The organism is Aquibium oceanicum (assembly GCF_001889605.1).
GTDB classification, from domain to species: Bacteria; Pseudomonadota; Alphaproteobacteria; order Rhizobiales; family Rhizobiaceae; genus Aquibium; species Aquibium oceanicum.
In genome coordinates this window covers 1,270,253-1,286,926 of the sequence record NZ_CP018171.1, presented here as the reverse complement: position 1 = coordinate 1,286,926, position 16,674 = coordinate 1,270,253, and the positions used below count along the sequence as shown (strand labels likewise).

13 protein-coding genes, 3 tRNA genes and 2 pseudogenes are annotated in these 16,674 nt (G+C 61.0%); 8 read left to right on the top strand and 10 right to left on the bottom strand.

Annotated elements, in window-relative coordinates; genetic code table 11:
• Nucleotides 1-7 precede the first annotated feature (7 nt).
• Nucleotides 8-1,834, top strand: a complete 1,827-nt coding sequence (locus tag BSQ44_RS06415) for a monovalent cation:proton antiporter-2 (CPA2) family protein (protein ID WP_072602448.1) — start codon at nucleotides 8-10, stop codon at nucleotides 1,832-1,834.
• A gap of 33 nt (nucleotides 1,835-1,867) precedes the next feature.
• Here BSQ44_RS06415 and BSQ44_RS06410 read toward each other — a convergent pair whose 3' ends face one another.
• Nucleotides 1,868-2,986: a sensor histidine kinase gene (locus BSQ44_RS06410; RefSeq protein ID WP_072602447.1), complete on the bottom strand. Its 1,119-nt coding sequence runs from the start codon at nucleotides 2,984-2,986 to the stop codon at nucleotides 1,868-1,870.
• Between the two features lie 159 nt (nucleotides 2,987-3,145).
• Here BSQ44_RS06410 and BSQ44_RS27145 point away from each other — a divergent pair, with 159 nt between their 5' ends.
• Nucleotides 3,146-4,195: a GFA family protein gene (locus BSQ44_RS27145; protein ID WP_072602446.1), complete on the top strand. Its 1,050-nt coding sequence runs from the start codon at nucleotides 3,146-3,148 to the stop codon at nucleotides 4,193-4,195.
• Between the two features lie 335 nt (nucleotides 4,196-4,530).
• On the opposite strand, the gene BSQ44_RS26790 is transcribed toward BSQ44_RS27145, so the two are convergent.
• The 3 genes from BSQ44_RS26790 to BSQ44_RS06395 form a co-directional block, all read right to left on the bottom strand.
• The gene (locus tag BSQ44_RS26790; RefSeq protein WP_157894522.1) at nucleotides 4,531-5,064 is read right to left on the bottom strand and encodes a hypothetical protein; all 534 of its coding nucleotides are present in this window, start codon (nucleotides 5,062-5,064) and stop codon (nucleotides 4,531-4,533) included.
• A gap of 480 nt (nucleotides 5,065-5,544) precedes the next feature.
• On the bottom strand, nucleotides 5,545-6,009 hold the full coding sequence (locus BSQ44_RS06400) for an MAPEG family protein (protein ID WP_072602445.1): 465 nt from the start codon (nucleotides 6,007-6,009) through the stop codon (nucleotides 5,545-5,547).
• Between the two features lie 142 nt (nucleotides 6,010-6,151).
• Complete coding sequence (locus BSQ44_RS06395; RefSeq protein ID WP_072602444.1) at nucleotides 6,152-6,625, bottom strand: fasciclin domain-containing protein; 474 nt, start codon at nucleotides 6,623-6,625, stop codon at nucleotides 6,152-6,154.
• A 358-nt stretch (nucleotides 6,626-6,983) separates the two neighbouring features.
• Between BSQ44_RS06395 and BSQ44_RS06390 the strand changes: the two genes are divergently transcribed.
• Nucleotides 6,984-7,060: transfer RNA gene (locus tag BSQ44_RS06390), tRNA-Arg, on the top strand.
• A gap of 101 nt (nucleotides 7,061-7,161) precedes the next feature.
• Nucleotides 7,162-7,857: a site-specific integrase gene (locus BSQ44_RS26495; RefSeq protein WP_072602443.1), complete on the top strand. Its 696-nt coding sequence runs from the start codon at nucleotides 7,162-7,164 to the stop codon at nucleotides 7,855-7,857.
• Here BSQ44_RS26495 and BSQ44_RS06380 read toward each other — a convergent pair.
• Nucleotides 7,812-9,001, bottom strand: a protein-coding gene (locus BSQ44_RS06380; RefSeq protein WP_114579923.1) for an IS3 family transposase whose coding sequence is annotated in 2 segments (ribosomal slippage) — nucleotides 7,812-8,749 and nucleotides 8,749-9,001 — 1,191 coding nt in all. Because the reading frame shifts where the segments join, the coding sequence is not laid out codon by codon here. The two genes, BSQ44_RS26495 and BSQ44_RS06380, sit on opposite strands and share 46 nt — an antisense overlap.
• 70 nt (nucleotides 9,002-9,071) lie before the next feature.
• On the opposite strand from BSQ44_RS06380, the pseudogene BSQ44_RS26490 reads away from it, so the two are divergent.
• Nucleotides 9,072-9,212: pseudogene (locus tag BSQ44_RS26490) on the top strand (transposase); the annotation flags it as partial.
• Nucleotides 9,213-9,251: 39 nt separating this feature from the next.
• Here BSQ44_RS26490 and BSQ44_RS06365 read toward each other — a convergent pair.
• A complete protein-coding gene (locus BSQ44_RS06365) occupies nucleotides 9,252-10,487 on the bottom strand; it encodes a restriction endonuclease subunit S domain-containing protein (RefSeq protein WP_072602442.1) in 1,236 nt (411 codons plus the stop codon).
• A 206-nt stretch (nucleotides 10,488-10,693) separates the two neighbouring features.
• On the bottom strand, nucleotides 10,694-12,649 hold the full coding sequence (locus BSQ44_RS06360; RefSeq protein WP_072602441.1) for an N-6 DNA methylase: 1,956 nt from the start codon (nucleotides 12,647-12,649) through the stop codon (nucleotides 10,694-10,696).
• A gap of 341 nt (nucleotides 12,650-12,990) precedes the next feature.
• Between BSQ44_RS06360 and BSQ44_RS06355 the strand changes: the two genes are divergently transcribed.
• Nucleotides 12,991-13,056: transfer RNA gene (locus BSQ44_RS06355), tRNA-OTHER, on the top strand.
• Nucleotides 13,057-13,083: 27 nt separating this feature from the next.
• On the opposite strand, the gene BSQ44_RS06350 is transcribed toward BSQ44_RS06355, so the two are convergent.
• From BSQ44_RS06350 to BSQ44_RS06340, 3 genes and pseudogenes are all read right to left on the bottom strand, one after another.
• Nucleotides 13,084-13,443, bottom strand: coding sequence for a hypothetical protein (locus BSQ44_RS06350; protein ID WP_157894521.1), 360 nt, complete (start codon nucleotides 13,441-13,443; stop codon nucleotides 13,084-13,086).
• Nucleotides 13,403-14,005 (bottom strand): chemotaxis protein CheW, encoded by a 603-nt coding sequence (locus BSQ44_RS06345; protein ID WP_335622620.1) that lies wholly within the window; start codon nucleotides 14,003-14,005, stop codon nucleotides 13,403-13,405. The genes BSQ44_RS06350 and BSQ44_RS06345 overlap by 41 nt, the downstream gene beginning before the upstream one ends.
• Nucleotides 14,002-15,432, bottom strand: a pseudogene (locus tag BSQ44_RS06340) (chemotaxis protein CheA); the annotation flags it as partial. The pseudogene BSQ44_RS06340 and the gene BSQ44_RS06345, both read right to left, overlap by 4 nt.
• Nucleotides 15,433-15,699: 267 nt before the next feature.
• Between BSQ44_RS06340 and BSQ44_RS06335 the strand changes: the two are divergent.
• Together BSQ44_RS06335 and BSQ44_RS06330 are read left to right on the top strand one after the other, a co-directional pair.
• Nucleotides 15,700-15,784, top strand: a tRNA-Leu gene (locus BSQ44_RS06335).
• Between the two features lie 184 nt (nucleotides 15,785-15,968).
• Entirely contained in the window at nucleotides 15,969-16,655 is a 687-nt protein-coding gene (locus tag BSQ44_RS06330) for a tyrosine-type recombinase/integrase (RefSeq protein ID WP_072602439.1), read from the top strand.
• Nucleotides 16,656-16,674: the final 19 nt, after the last annotated feature.

Here is a 16,674-nt window from a genome sequence, read left to right as displayed (position 1 = left end):
GCGCATAATGGCCGGAGAGGCGAGCGGCGGCGAGTTGATCCAGGTTGTCGCCCTCCTCGGGGCGGGCGTCGTGGCCGTGCCGATCTTCAAGCGATTGGGGCTCGGCTCGATCCTCGGCTACCTCGCCGCCGGTCTGGCGATCGGCCCGTTCGGGCTGCGCCTGTTCGACGATCCGGAGGCGATCCTGCACGTCGCGGAACTCGGCGTGGTGATGTTCCTCTTCATCATCGGGCTCGAGATGCGACCGTCGCGGCTGTGGAGCCTGCGCACCGAGATCTTCGGCCTTGGCCTGCTGCAGGCCGGGCTATGCGCCCTTCTGCTTACCGCCGTAGGACTGGCCGGCGGTTTCGGCATAGTCCCCTCCTTCGTGGCGGGCGCCGGCTTCGTGCTCACCTCGACGGCGATCGTGATGCAGCTTCTCGAAGAACGCGGCCAGATGGCGAGTACGCGCGGCCAGCGGATCGTCTCGATCCTGCTCCTGGAAGACCTCGCCATCGTGCCGTTGCTCGCCCTCATCGCCTTCCTGGCGCCCGGCGGCGGCGAGGTCTCGACGGCTGAGCGGCTGACGGACGTGGCGATCGGCATCGGGGCGATCGCCGGGTTGATCGTTGCCGGTCGCTATTTGCTCAACCCGCTGTTCCGTATCCTCGCAGACGCCCATGCGCGGGAGGTGATGACGGCGGCGGCGCTGCTGGTCGTGCTCGGCTCCGCACTTGCCATGCAGCTCGGCGGGCTCTCGATGGCGATGGGCGCCTTCCTCGCCGGCGTGCTCCTGTCGGAATCGACCTTCCGACACCAGCTCGAGGCCGACGTCGAACCTTTCCGCGGCATACTCCTGGGTCTTTTCTTCCTCGCCGTCGGCATGTCGCTCGACCTCACCGTCGTGCTGGCGAACTGGGGAATGATCGCGCTCTACGTGGTCGCCTACATGCTGGTGAAGGCGGCCGGCATCTACGCCGTCGCGCGTCTCCTGCGCCACGGCCATTCGGAAGCGCTGGAACGCGCCGTGCTGATGGCACAGGGCGGCGAGTTCGCCTTCGTGCTCTATGCCGCCGCCGCGTCGGTCGGCATCATCGACGCCGAGGCCAACGCCGTGCTGACAGCCATCGTCATCATCTCCATGGTCATCACCCCGATCGCCATCCTCGGCCTGCGCTTTGTCCTGCCGCGCGACGAACAGACGCTCGAAGGCGTGGAGATCGCCGATGGGCTCGACGGCAGCGTGCTGGTCATCGGATTCGGCCGCTTCGGGCAGGTCGCGAGCCAGCCGCTGCTCCTGCAAGGCATGGACGTCTCCATCATCGACAACGACGTCGAGATGATCCAGGCGGCGGCGGATTTCGGCTTCAAGGTCTACTACGGCGACGGCACGCGGCTCGACATCCTGCACACGGCCGGCGCGGGGCGAGCGCGCGCGGTCCTGGTCTGCGTCGACAAGCCCGAGACCGCGCTCAGGATCGTGGAGCACCTCAAGACCGAGTTCCCGCTAACGCCCGTCCTTGCGCGCGCCTTCGACCGCGGCGCGGCGCTCGACCTCATCCATGCCGGCGTCGACTACCAGATCCGCGAGACCTTCGAATCGGCACTCTCGTTCGGCCGCGAGACACTGATGACGCTGGGAACCGATAAGGACGAGGCCGCCGAACTGATCGACGAGGTGCGCAGGCGCGACGGCGAACGGTTCGAGATGCAGCTGAGCGGCGGCATGTATGCCGGCACCGGCCTGCTCAAGGGCAATACCCCGACCCCGACGCCGCTGTCGCAGCCGAGGAAGCCGGGACAGGTGATGAACCCCGTTCCCCCTGCCCCCGAGACCGACGCAGCGGAGCGGTAGGCTACGTCGGAGACCGCAGGCAAAGGACGGCGGTCAAGCGATGCCGGGGCTCGGGGCGGCGGGGCCGAGAGGTGTGGTCCCGCGCGCGGCGGATCTGGGCTGCCTGCTGCTTCCTTCGTCGACGGCGTGCCGCATGCGCATCGAAAACACCGTTCCACCATCGGGGCCGCGCTGCCACTCGACGCTTCCGCCGAGCTGTACGGCGAGCGATTCGATGAGGGTGAGCCCGATCCCGCCCTGGCGGTCGCCGTCCGGCATGCCCGCCCCATCGTCGACGACCCTGATCGTCTCGGTGCCGTCGGCTTCCTCGAGCTCGATGGTGATCCGGCTGCCCCCGCCGTCGGCGAAGGCATGCTTGAAGACGTTCGAAACGACTTCGTTCATGACCAGCGCCAGCGGCGTGGCGCGCTCGAACGGAATGTCGAGGTCGGCGCCGGTGACGCGGCACGCCACGTCCGGGCGCCCGAAGGAAACCGCCAGCTTGCGGCAGAGCTCGGTTGCGAAGGACCGGACCGAGAACGCCCCGACACCGGCCTCCTGGAGCTGGGAGTGCACGTCCGCCATGGCGGTGATTCGATCGCGAAGCGCGGCGAGGTCCGTGGTGTCGCTCTGTCGCGAACGGCGAATGTGCAGGTTCACCATGCTCGCCGTGACCTGAAGGTTGTTCTTGACCCGGTGATGCACCTCGCGCAGCAGGAGCCGCTCCTGCGCCAGTGCCTTTTCCAGGTCGGCCGTGGCGGCATCGACCGCCTCCTGCAGACGACGCTGCATCTCAGAGGGAGCGGTGAACTTCATGACCCGCGGCAGTATGACGGTGAAACCGGCCGCGGTCCCCAGCGAGATCAGCGCGGTCATGACCATGACGACGATCTCCGGCGTCGAATAGGCAAGATCGCTGCGCACCACGTGAAAGGCATGTACGACGTGGGTGGCGCCGCAGGCCAGGATGAAGGCGACGAAGCCGGTCCACAGCCAAGGAAACGGGATTTCCCGCTGCCAGCGGCGAAACACGATCGCCATGTCGAGGGGAATCCAGAAATAGGCGATCGCAATGGCCAGATTGGAGCCGATCGCGATCGGCCGCCAATTCTCGATCGTGGTCTGACCGCCGCAGATGTCGTAGACGAACTGCAGCCACTCGAAGAACGTCATCTGGCACCCGCCGCGAGATTGGCGGCCGATTCTGCCTCAGATCAGGTTCGAAAGCCAACGATAAGTCCGCCCCATATTGTCTCATACACGCAAACCGCGCACGATCCACGATGGAGTCCCGGCCAAGGGACCGATACACTTGCCGCGAGGAGCGATGCGATGGAGCGTAAACTCGCCGCCATTATGGCCGCTGACGTTGTTGGCTTCTCGGGACTGGTCGCCAATGACGAGGAAGGCACGCTCGCCCGGTTGGAGCGGCTGGTGAACAACGTCATCACCATTCAAATCGAAGCGCATCGCGGCCGCGTCTTCAAGACACTGGGAGACGGTGTGCTGGCGGAATTCTCCAGCACGATCGAAGCTATCCATAGCGCAATCGGGATCCAGAAGATGGCTGCTCTCGATGCGCATAGATCCGGAGATCGCAATCCGCTGCGTCTGCGCATCGGAGTTTCCGTCGGCGACGTCGTTCTGCAGGGAACGGATCTTCTTGGTGAGGGCGTCAATGCTGCTGCCCGCCTACAAGCCTACGCTGATCCCGGAGGCATCGCGATTTCCGGCGAGGCAATGTCGCAGGTTCGAGGCAAGGTCGAGGTCGAGTTCGAGGAGCTTGGCTACAAGAAACTCAAGGAGAATGACGCGCCGGTCCGGGTCTACAAGAGCGGACACAATGCAGGCCCTGCACAGGGGCTCTTTGATTTCAGCCAGGAAATGCTCTCAAGCAACCTCATCAAGGGAGGTTGTCTGTGCGGCTCCATCAGACTTGAAATCAGCATGCCGCCCATAAGCACCGGCTACTGTCACTGTCGGATTTGTCAAAAACTGACAGGCTCGGCAATGAGCACATGGACGGCATTTCCAGCATCGGCGGTTCATTTTCCGGCGGCCGTGCCACGCTACTATGCATCCTCGCCGATAGCAGAGCGCGGGTTCTGCCCTGATTGTGGATCCAGCCTCACCTACCGACTGATCGCGCCGCGACCTGCGGCCTATCTGGTCGTCTTCACGGCCGCTCTCGATGAGCCGCAAAATTTTCCTCCAGCAGTTCACGGCGGGATCGAAAGCAGAATGCCGTGGCTCGAAATCCTGGACGACCTGCCCCGAACCACCTGCTCCGAATCGCGGGTCCTGCAAGAAGCCTGGTCATCGGTGGGTCTACCGGATCCGCAGACGTGGGGTCCAGGAGCGAAGCCGCCGAAGACATTTTGAACCCCGCGCGCAACTGTAACGGTATGGACGCGATCCCAGCTGCGATTGGGAGGGCCGGATAGTCGATACGGAACTTGCGCTGGTTCGAAGTGCTTCAGACGCGGTGACACGTTCGAACATGGAGATGCGTGATTCCAGGTCGTCATCAAAGCCGGCTTCACGCTCGACGGCGACGAGGACCATCGCGCGGGAGCCGTCTTACCCGGACCGCCTCACCAGACGGCTCAGCGTCAGGGAGTTGCGCCCGTGCCGCCCATACGGGCACCCGGGCCTCCGCAAAGCGGGGTAGAGGCGGCCGCTCCGTTAGCTGCTACCGCCCCCAAGCCGCGCCTCACCTATTCGGTCGCCTTGTTGATGCAAGCCGTGCGGATGACGCCGCTCTGGTCAGTGGTGATGCAGGCCTTCTTCACCACACCGCATTCCGTGGCATTGCGGACGACTCCGCCGAGCCCTTCGCATTCCGCAGTCGTGAGCGGTACCGCAACGGCACTGCCTCCTGCTGTTGCAGTGGGTCTCCTCGACGGGCGGGGCACGCCCTTGGATGAGCTGGAAGTGCTCGCCTTGGTGGCTTGCGAGATACACACCCTATAGATCGTTCCATCTTTGCCTACCCGGCTGCAGTATTCTGCAGAACCACAGATGCTGACGCCGGTTTCCTTTACGTCACCTCCGAGTTGGGTGCACTCACCCTTCGTCAGAAGCACTGACTTGGTCCTGTGGTCCCTGACGGCTTTTTGGGTGCGATGATCTCTCACCGTTTCACTGGAACGATGGTCTCGAACCGTCGTCTTGTCCTGAGCCAGAGCGGATTCCTGATAGAACGTAAAAGCCGATAAAAAAGAAAATGCGCATAGAAGCGATCTAAACATGAATAATACTCCCTTTGATGCATCGATTTTATTGTTATATGAATAAATACTAAGCAGTCTGCGATAAGAAATTCGTAATAAAAACAGTCGCACAATGACGCTATTTATACAATGGTATTTGCTACGATATCCGATGACTTCCGGTTTATCTGGTCGTCTTCACGGCCGCTATCGATGAGCCGCAGAATTTTCCGCCCGCAGTTCACGGGAGGATCGGAAGCAGAATGCCGTGGCTTGAGATTGTGGACGACCTGCCCCGAACCACCTGCTCCGAATCGCCGGTCCTGCAAGGAACCAGGTCATCAGAGGCCCTACCGGATCCACGGACGTGCGGCCCGGGAGCGAAGCAGCCAAAGACATCTTCTAACCCCTCGCGCGACTGCAACGGTACGGATGCGATCCCAGCTGCGATTGGGGGGCTGGAAGGTCGATCCAGCTGAATCGGCATCGCATGACGTTCCTGGCGGATTCACCAGAGTGTCAGGCTGCCAAAGCCGCCACCAGCGACCACAGCGTCATGAAGGTCAGGATCAATGACCCGACCGTCCACAGATTGGCGCGCATGTCATGGGTTTGAGCAGTAAAGTATGCTGCAAAATGCAGAAGCCTGGAGGCGACGTAGCCGTAGAGTATAAGCCAAGCCAGCCAGAGCGGCGGGTCGGTCAGTATAAACAAGAAACCAGCAACCAGGAAAAAGGGTATATTCTCCAGGTCGTTCTGGTGAATGCGGCGGATTCGCTCGACTTGTTCGTTCGGCTCTATCTGCTTCGGGTCCGGATTGGGATTGAGCCGCGTCTTGCGCAAATCCTCAGGCGAACGGTAGCCGCCTTTCTCCTGGATCATTCGCCAGACCATCAGCCATGACATTCCTACGACTTTGAGAATCATCACGCAGGCGGCGACGGCGTAGGTCGCCAAGAGTGGATTCTGCAAGCTGATGTCCATCTGCCCCTCGCCAGCATCAGTGAAAATACTGGAAGCCGACGTCGTGCTCAATGGCGCTGAGGTCGGCTACTATAAGAGGGTATCGACATCGTTGTCCTGCCGGCCATTCGCACCGTGGCCGGCAGGAAGACAACCGCGCAGATCACATCGGAGGCATGATGACCTTGTCGATCACGTGGATGACGCCGTTGTCGGCCGAAACGTCCGCAGTGACGACGGTTGCGTCATTCACCATGACGCCGTTGTCGAGATCGATCTTTATCTCGCCGCCTTGCACGGTCTTCGCCATCATGTCGTCGGTCAGATCGGACGACATCACCTTGCCCGGCACAACGTGGTAGGTGAGGATCGCCGTCAGCTGGTCCTTGTTCTCTGGCTTGAGCAGGTTCTCGACCGTCCCTTCGGGCAGGGCGGCAAAGGCTTCGTCAGTCGGGGCGAAGACCGTGAAAGGCCCTTCGCCCTTGAGCGTGTCCACAAGCCCCGCGGCTTGGACAGCGGCAACAAGGGTTGTGAATGATCCCGCCTCGACAGCAGTATCGACGATATCGGCGGCCTTGGCCTGGGCGACGAACGCCAATGACACGGCTGCGACCAGAGCGAGCTTGATGCTTTTCATGTGATCCTCCTTCGGTTGATGTCGTCCCGGATGAGACGCTACTGCTTACGTGGGGCTTCCGGCCGAGGATCAGCGTCTTTGAGGTCGTCGCATTCACATTGATTTCAGGTGAATTTGACCAATCGGGAGTGGCCATTCCGTAGATTTGAACTAGGGGCGAGGCGCAGTGGCCGCATGGCACACCCCCCCACTCGCGCACTCGACAGGATTCGAACCTGTGACTTCTGCCAGAGGAGGGCCGCGCTGCCCTTGCCGCGCATTCGCCAGTTGATGCGCGGCAAGGCATCGGTTATGAAGCACCTATGCCGCGTCGGTTCATCCGGCACGTCCCAAGCTGCGGAATAATAGCCGCGGCCGGGCACCCGTAGCTCAGCTGGATAGAGTGCTGCCCTCCGAAGGCAGAGGTCACAGGTTCGAATCCTGTCGGGTGCGCCACTTAAGCTCTTGAAATGCAAGGGTTTAGAGCCGGCCTCCTAACGGTGGAAATAGTCCAACTCGCAGTCGGTGCCAATCTGGTGCCAACTGAAGGACTTTTCATGGCTTCCCTACAGAGACGAAACGACAAGTGGCAGGCCCGTGTGCGACGTATCGGACACGCCCCCCGGTCAAAGAACTTCATCAACCGTGCCGACGCGCTGCGCTGGATACGGCAGACCGAACAAGAGCTGGACCGTACCGGGCTTGCTTACGACCCTTCAAGCTTGGAGCGCACAACCGTAGCTGACCTATTGCGTCGCTATGTACGGGACGTGACGCCGGGCAAGCGCGGTCATGCGTCGGAAGCCAAGCGGATAGAGGTATTCCTACGCTACGACTGGACCAAGCTGTCCTTGGCGCGGATCACGCCACAGGCATTCACCCGGCACAGAGACAAGCGGCTTGGAGAGGTCGAGGCGGGGACCGTCATACGGGAGTTGGGCCTGTTGCGCACTGTGTTTGAGGTCGCGCGGCGAGAATGGGACATACCCTTGCAGGCGAACCCTCTCGCCAACGTCCGCAAGCCCAAGGCCGCTACCGGACGCAACAGACGGCTTCGCGCAGACGAGCTAGCGGCGCTCCTAGCCGCTTGTGCGGAAGGCCGGACCAAGTGGCTGGAACCGGGTATCCGGTTGGCTATCGAAACTGGCATGCGGCGCGGTGAACTTCTCAACATGCGGTGTGCCGACCTTGACCTGCCACTGAACTTTCATCCAGCGGCGGTTAGAGCCTTGGCCGTTTCTGTTACGCCGTAGGGCGCGGTTCGAGCAACCGGTGGAGACGCGAAGCCCTTATCGAGCGAAGCGTCGGAGGCGGTTGCGGCGAGAGTTCCGGCGAAGGCCGCCGGGGTCTGGTATCCGAGCGAGGAATGAGGTCTCGCAGAGTTGAAGTCCTGCCGCCACTCGGCGATGGCGTTGCGGGCGTGGTCGAGGCCGAAGAACAGGCTCTCGTTCAGGAGTTCGTCGCGCATCCGGCCGTTGAAGGATTCGACGTAACCGTTTTGCATGGGCTTGCCCGGCGCGATGTAGTGCCATTCGACGCGATGATCCTTCGACCAGGCGAGGATCGCGTTCGAGGTGAACTCCGTGCCGTGGTCGGAAACGATCATGTCCGGCTTGCCGCGACGGCTGATCAGATCGGTCAGCTCACGGGCCACCCGACGACCGGAGATCGACGTGTCGGGGATGGCGCCCAGGCATTCGCGGGTCACGTCGTCGACGATGTTGAGCACGCGGAACCGCCGCCCGCAGGCAAACTGGTCGTGCACGAAGTCCAGCGACCAACGCGCGTTCGGCCTCGCCTCGACCAGGATCGGCGCCCGCGTGCCCACCGCGCGTCGCCGCGCCCGGCGCTTGCGCACTGTCAGCCCCTCCTCGCGGTAGAGCCGATAGATGCGGTTGATCCCTGATGGCTCGCCCTCGCGCCGCAGCAGGATGAACAGGCGCCGATAGCCGAAACGCCGGCGCTCGTTGGCGAGATCGCGCAGCCGGCCGCGCAGTTCGGTCTCCGGCGCCCGGCACGACTGGTAGCGGATCATCGTGCGATCGGCACCGACGATGGAACAGGCCCGACGCTCCGACAGACCCATGACGGCCTGCAGATGCGCGACGGCTTCGCGCTTGGCGGCGGGCCCTACCATTTTTTTGACAGGAGCTCGCGAAGGGCCGAGGCTTCCAGCATCTGCTCGGCGAGCAGGTTCTTCAGCCTCCCGTTCTCGTCTTCCAAAGCCCTCAGGCGCTTGGCGTCGGACACGTCCATGCCGCCATACTTCGCCTTCCAGTTATACAGCGTCGCCTCAGAGACCCCGTGCTTGCGGGCCAGGTCACCTGCCTTCGCACCCGCCTCGTGCTCGCGTAGAACCCCGATGATCTGCTCTTCCGTAAATCGCTTTCGCTTCATCTGTCCGTCCTTCGATCGAGAGCCGGACTCTAACTCCAGGTGGAGGAAAAACTCAGTGGCAGGTCAGGTCCGCTACAAGGGCCGCTGGCGCATAGAGGCAGCCTTTTGCAGGCTGAAGGACTTCCGGCGTGTCGCCACCCGCTACGACAAGCTCGCCCGCAACTATCTATCGGCCGTCGCGCTCGCAACCCTTATCGCATTCTGGGTCTGAATGAGTCTCAGCCCTAGTGCCCCGCTCGTCCTCGCATATCTATCTCGCCTTTCCTGGCGCGCTCAAGAAGGATCGGACTATCAGTTCGGCCTCCTCCGCAATCCGGTCTTCGACCGAGTTTGCATGGGCCATTAAGGTTGCTGCCTCCTCCATCGCATCTGCGATTTCGGTTTCGGCAATAGCGGACAGGCGCGGTACGGCAAGGTTCTCAATGTCAACAGTAGAAAGCTCGGGGACGCTCGATCCGTATGCCCCTCGGAGGACACGTGGGCGTCCTAGTTTTGGGTGACTCAAGACTGCTTGGAGGTATCCGATCCGAATGCTGGGTTTCTGCTTCGGAGTAATCCGCATTATGTGGTTCGTCAGTACCTTGTTCTCGTGCCATTCCCCAGCAAGAACTACACTTCCAATGATTCCGTGCAGTTGCCCCGAGCAAGGCAGCATCAAGGTTCCAGCTTCGACGAGGTAGCCAGCTCGGCGTTCGCCTTGTAACGACAGTACGTACTTTTCAACGTCTGGAGCAACTTCGAGAATCTGTGCGCTGTCGAGATACGGCAGGCCATCGGGGCCATAGACGTGCTTGAACCGACCCGGAATGAATACTTGTTCGACCAAGTCGGCAAGTCGCTCCAGCTTTCTGTTGCTGCTCGCCACCGCCCGGTCAGCAGATCGTGCGATCGGATTGTGATAGTGGGCTTCAAGCCGCCGCCCCGAGCCAAACAAATCGCGCGAAGGGGCGCTGAAGCCCACAGTGCCGTCGCCAAGGTCGGGTAGGGTTCCGATCTCGGCTTCAAATCGCGCCTCCGCAGCTGACACGAGTTCATGGGCGCGATTTCGGGACTTAACCACATCTCTTGCCATTCGAGAAAACTGGAGGTTACTCCCTTCGGGAATCTCAATGAACGGCAACGCGTTAAGGTGCCCAATCTCAAGGTGCTTAATCATGTGCCCGTACTGCGCGGAGGTCATCATAGCGCGCACGGTGGGTGCTCGGAGATAGGCGTACACCCAGCCCCGTTGAGCATCATCGTTCACGTCGATGCGTAGGAGGTCGTGGGAGATGAGAGTATTGGCGATGCTGGCGTCAGCAAGCGTTGCCCTGCCCACACTGCCCGAACAGGTAAGTAGGATGGTGCCTTCCGTAACAAGGCGCTGGGCGTGGTCGCTGGTGCGATCCAGTGAAAGCCACTTCCTTGGCACTGGGCGGACATCGAAGACCTGAGTGGCGGCGAGGAACGGGGTCCCGTAGTCGGCAGAAACCTGTATGCCCTTCAAGCGAGAAGGTTGCCATGTACGGGCCACACTTACGAGGCTCGACCATCCAGTTGGTTTGCCGGCAATCGCACTCCTAGTTGCGAAACCAGACGCCAAAAAGTTCTCTGCCTCCATACGACGGTCGCCACCGAAGAGCATGGACGCGGGCAGCGATGTCGACTGTACCCTATGCCAGTCCCATTGCTGTCTGACTTCACGAGGAGGCGCTAATCTTGCTCTGACAGCCATGTTCTAAAAGCCTGTGCAATTTGGAGGGTGTTGTCGTCGATAACCTTCTTCTGTGTGCGCTGGCGCTTGTAGACAGGCTTGCCGTCTTCGTACTCTTTGGTCTGCTCTTCGATCTCCTCGACAATTTCGTTGCCCGTCCGGTCGCGGACGTAGGTTATGTTGCCCCGCTTGTCGTGCCCGATATGGTTCGCGACGGCCATAAACACTTGGTAGTCATTGAACCGACCCGCCGCCGCTTCGACAGAAATCTCCTCCTGTGTCTTGCGCTGAAGAACAAGAACGCTGGTCTGAACCGAAACATGCGGCTGGAAAGTGTCGGGGTGGAGATCGATACTAGCAAGCACGCGGGTGTGCTTCAGAATCCATTCGCGTACGTAGCCTGCCCCCGGCGAGCCAAGGATGCCATCTGGTAGAACTATTGCACAGCGCCCTGTACCCGGCTTCAGTAGGCGGACGCAGCGTTCGATGAAAAGGATTTCCGGAGGCTGGGACTTTTGCACGTCGTTGCGCATTGTCCACTTGTCGGTCTTGGCGTCGTAGGTCCACGCGTGACCTAAGTCGTATGATTCAAGGATTACCGGATCGTCGATGGGAATCTTAGAGCCGAACGGCGGGTTTGTGAAGAGCAGGTCGATCTGCCCCATGACCTGCCGGCTGCGAAGTCCATCGTCCCAGCGAGCCGGGGATTGGAGTGAGTTAGCCTGAAAGAGACCACCAGCGCCGTCATTGTTCATGACCATGTTCATCTTAGAGGCTTTGACCAGGTGGGGATTCAGGTCGGTCCCGATGATGTACGCTTGGGCGAACCGCTGAACGCGGGCGCGGATTGCTGTTTCAGCGCGTTCGACGTTGCCGCCCCACTTGTCGATCTCGGTTTCCCTAATTTTGTCGATCACGTAGTTCATTGCTGTGATCAGGAAGCCGCCTGTTCCGCAAGCTGGGTCCATGACGATGTGACGCTCGCCAGGGTCAAGCATCGTCACTGCCATCTGACAGATGTTGCGCGGCGTGAAGAACTCTCCACGATCGCCCCGAAGATTCGACCCTACGATTTCCTCGTATGCACGCCCTTTCACGTCAATGTCACTCTCTAAAAGAGAGTACATCTGCAGCTGCGTAACGATATATGACAAAACTTCCGGCGTTAGAACTATTTCCTCATTCTCGCGAAAAATTGTGCTGTACTCGGACTTAACATCCTCGAAAAGTTTTCCCACTCGCCTTATGACCTTGGACTGGCCATTCATGTTGTGACGTTCTTTCGACGTTGCGAAGAACTCCACTTCGTTTGAACTGCGTTCGTCATGGATCTTGCAGAAGATGATTTTTAGCAGTTCCCAAAATGCCTCGGATTTCTGTAGTCCTTGGTTTCCGGCGATATAGTTGTGGCAGCGCCGGAAGGCGAAAAGGAGAGCGTCTGAAGAAGCCGCCTTGAGCTGATCGAATCGAGGTCTCTCGACCTCATCCTCGCTTCTCCCCTTACTTGGTATGTCCGGGATTTCGTCGAAGGAAACACCGCCGTCCTTGTTCACGCGCCGGTAGCAGAATCGTTCTAAGCCGTTGGTCCACATCCCGTAGCCAACGTTAGGACACGCAGCCATATAGCTCTTGAGCTGGCCGACGCCGTCAGTGCGGTCGCTGGATTTTACTTTCTGCGACTTACACTCAATAATAAGTCGGGCTCTGTCCTGATTATGGAGGTCATCAGGATTGAAGATCACCAGATCAGCACGAGGCTTCCGTGATCCGAGGTTCAGAGTGAATTCGACCGCTATTTCTGCTCTCTGGTATCCGTATTCGCGGACGAGCGACTTTGCGATTTCTTGACGGACGTATTCCTCGGGCGTCTCATTACGCTGCGTCAGGCCATCGATAAAGTCAAGGAGTTTGCCCTGTTGAACGATTACTGCGGTCGGTACCGGCCTGACGTTCATCGATAGTCCCCCATGCCTGATTCTCGACCGTGCATAGCCGATATTGGCCTACACCGTCAGCCCTTCGATGGCTTGGCTCTTATTGAAATCTCAGATTGACGTAAGCATCAACTTTCGGACCACGAGGGCGACGAATTTTTTCGCGCACGTATCTAACACAGACGGAATGCGAGTCGCCCCCGTTGCACCCCTTCAAGGCCAGTGCGGGTGCCAATCTCGTGCCAATCGAGCGATGGTCTTGATCGGATCACGTTGACTAGGGGTCGGGAGCAGGGTACCCCTACTCGTGCTAACCGACCGCGAAATGGCGTTTTCCACGAATTTGCCCGGCTTAGATAAGGGTAAACCAGGGTAAAGCTGCCGTCCGAAGGCAGAGGTCACAGGTTCGAATCCTGTCGGGTGCGCCATTTCACATTTTCCCATGTTCATGCTCTCTAACATCTTGAATGGTAATGACTTTTTGGGGTTCGAAAACCCTCATTGCGGGTGTAGGCAATACGCTCTGCAAACGCCAATCTGAGCACGATCTTGTGCAGGTGAATCTGCCCGGAAGCCCATAGATTCCAAGGCGTTGAGAGGAATCCGAGGGGGAGTTCGAACATTTCCAGGGCATGACGTGGCTTGCTCTGTGTTTGCAGTTTTTCGGCGATCAGAAGCTTTTCGTTTTCGAGACTGGCGATCTTGTTCTCATAGGCGCTGATCACGCGCGGGTTGTCGGCTTCGACGATGCGCTCCACCAATTGATCGATCTGCTTATCCACCTTGCCAGCTTGCTGTCTCAGTTCGGTCAACATTTGCTTGGCCTGTGCCAACCGTTGGCCCCAGGCATTTTTGAACATGTCCGTTGCCATACCTAAAAGCGTATCGCCGGGTTGCATGGAGCTTGTCGCCCTCCGCCCCGAATATCCGCCCCATGTCGGGGATGATCACGAACTCGTCACCGCGTTTGCCAATTCCGCGGACGAACTCCGCCGGCCAGCGCATGCCGACCTTGGGTGCTTCCTCTATCGTCGCCGTCTCTATGTCGGTGACGTCCCTGACCCTGTCGGCCAGGATGCCTGCGATCGTCGGTTCGCCGTCGAGATCGATCTCGATGACGACGATGCGCGTGTCCTTGTCGGGCGGCGGCCGGTCCATGCCGAACATCACCCTGAGATCAGCGAGCGGGACGACCCGGCCGCGCACGTTGATCAATCCGCCGACGAAGGCGCGCGAATTGGGCACTTCCGTGATCGGCACGACGTCGAGAATTTCGCGAACCCCTTCGGCGGGAAGCGCGAAGATCTCGTCCTGCAGCCCCACGGTGAGCGCCTTCATGCTGCCTTCCGCCTTCAGCTGCGTCGCTCCCAGGCTCATGCTGCCCTCCTCAGGCGTTCGCCTCTCAGCCGGCTCTCGAACGTCTGGCCGAAGGTCACGAGGTTGGCGACGTCGAGGATCAGCGCGACGGTGCCGTCGCCCAGGATCGTCGCTCCGGAGAACGTGTCGACGTCGGCATGCAGCTTCGACAGCGACTTGATGACGGTCTGGTTGTTGCCGATGATCTGGTCCACCACGAGCCCGACGCGGGACTCGCCTGCCGAGACGATGACCACCTTCTGGTAGGGGTCGGGATCGGTCGAGACCTTGAAGAGTTCGCGCAGGCGCAGGAAGGGAACCAGACTGCCGCGGATGTTCAGGAAGTTGCGGCCGTTGCCGCCGATCTCCGCGGCCGGCGGCAGTTCCACGCATTCCTCGACTGCCGAGAGCGGGATCGAGTAGCGCCCGTTGCCGACCCGGACCAGCATGCCTTCGATGATGGCGAGCGTCAGCGGCAGGCGCAGCGTTGCGGTCGTCCCCTCGCCCGGTTTCGTCGAGAGATCGATGCTTCCGCGAAGCCCTTCTATGGCGCGCTTGACGACGTTCATGCCGACGCCGCGGCCGGAGACCGAGGTGATCTCGCCGGCCGTGGAGAAGCCGGGATGGAAGATCATCTGGTAGAGGTCCTGGTCGGCGATCTTGGCGTCGGGGGCGATCAGCCCGGCCTCTTCCGCCTTGGCCCTGATGCGCGCGGCGTCGAGGCCCTTGCCGTCGTCGCTGATCGAGATCGCGACCTCGGCGCCGGAGTGGACGGCCGAAAGCCGCACCCGGCCCCGCCCGGACTTGCCCGACGCGGTGCGCCTGTCCGGGCTTTCCAGCCCGTGATCGACCGCGTTGCGGATGAGATGCACCAACGGATCGGCGAGGCGCTCTATCATGGTCTTGTCGAGTTCGGTCTCCTCGCCGGAGGTGACGAACTCGACCTCCTTGCCGAGATCGCCCGACAGATCGTGCACGAGGCGGCGGAAGCGGCCGAACAGGCTTCCGATCGGCACCATGCGGATGCCCATGGTCGTGTCGCGCAGCCCGGAGGCGAGACGCTCCAGTTCTTCCGCCACGGCCTTGAGGTTCAGGTCGTCGCTGGCACCGGCCAGCTGGGAGAGCCGAGACTGCGCGATCACCAGTTCGCCGACCCGGTCCATCAGTTCGTCCAGGCGCTCGGCGGGAACGCGCAGCGAGGAACTGCCGCGATCGGAAGCGGCCGCAGCCGCGACCGGCTCCCTGGCGGGCCCGGGCCTGTGCTTGCCGGTGGCCGCCTCGCCGGCTGCCGCGGCCTCATCCTCGATCGCGGCAGAGACGTCCTCCGTCCCTTCGCTTTCCGGCTCGACGGGCTCGATCGACAGGTCCATGCCGTCGCGGATGAACAGGAAGACGTCCTCGATCTTCTCCAGCCCGCCGTCGGTGGTGAGCGTCACCTCCCATCCGAGCACGATCCATCGAAGCCGCGAGGCTGCCGGTGGCCGAAGGAGCCAATGGTATCGACAAGTACGTGCCGCGCTCATGGCCGGATCACCGGTAATCAAGCCACACGCGGACGAAGGAAGACGCCACGCGCCGCCGCCCCAGCGCGCCGCCGCCGAACGAACCCCGCCCTCCGGGACGGCATCTGACCTCGGCCGACCACGACGCGTCCTAGATCGTCGAAAAGCGCATTGACAGGAAAGGGCGACCCGCATACACGAAGCCGCGCACCTGCCCAGGTGGCGGAATTGGTAGACGCGCACGGTTCAGGTCCGTGTGCCGCAAGGCGTGGAGGTTCGAGTCCTCTCCTGGGCACCAAATGCCCGCTTCAGATCGTCCGAGACAATCCAGAAACACCAGAAGAAGCCCGGTTTCCCGGGCTTTTTTGTTGTCCGGCGTCCTGCACAGTCCGGGATCGTCCGTTGGTATCCTATGAATTTGTTGGTAGCATCGTTGGTACCGGAGACCGCGCTGACGACCTCCGCCTACGGAGTACCAACAGATGCCACTTACGGATACGCAGCTGAGGGCGATAAAGCCGTTCCAGTCCACCAAGAAGTACAGCGATGGCGGCGGCCTCTTCGTGCAGGTGACGCCGCAAGGCTCGAAGCTCTGGCGGCTCGCCTATCGCTATGGCGGCAAGCAAAAGCTTTTGGCGCTGGGCACCTATCCGGCTGTATCTCTAGTCGAAGCGCGCGCCAGACGAGATACGGCCAAACGGCTACTGGCTTCCGGCTTTGATCCGTCCGCGCATGCCAAGGCGGAGAAGATCGCAACACGTGCGGCTACCGAAGACACTTTTCAAACGATCGCGGACGAGTACCTGAAGAAGATCCAACGCGAAGGCAAGGCGGACGCCACCCTGACGAAGAAGCGTTGGCTCCTAGGCCTTGCGGCTTCCGATCTGGGGAAGCGGCCGATAGCGGATATCACGGCCGCCGACATCCTTGTTCCCCTGCGCAGAGTCGAGGGAATCGGCAACTATGAGACCGCTCGTCGGCTGCGCGCGACAATCGGTCAGGTGTTCCGCTATGCCATTGCCGTTTCGAAGGCGAGCAACGATCCGACATTTGGTCTTCGCGGTGCACTCGTCACGCCGAAGGTAACAAGTCGCGCGGCATTGACGGACTGGAAGAGTTTCGCGGGCATGCTGCGGGTGACGTTGCCCCCGCGATCTAATCCAGATTGAAGTTCGTTCTGGCCCATTG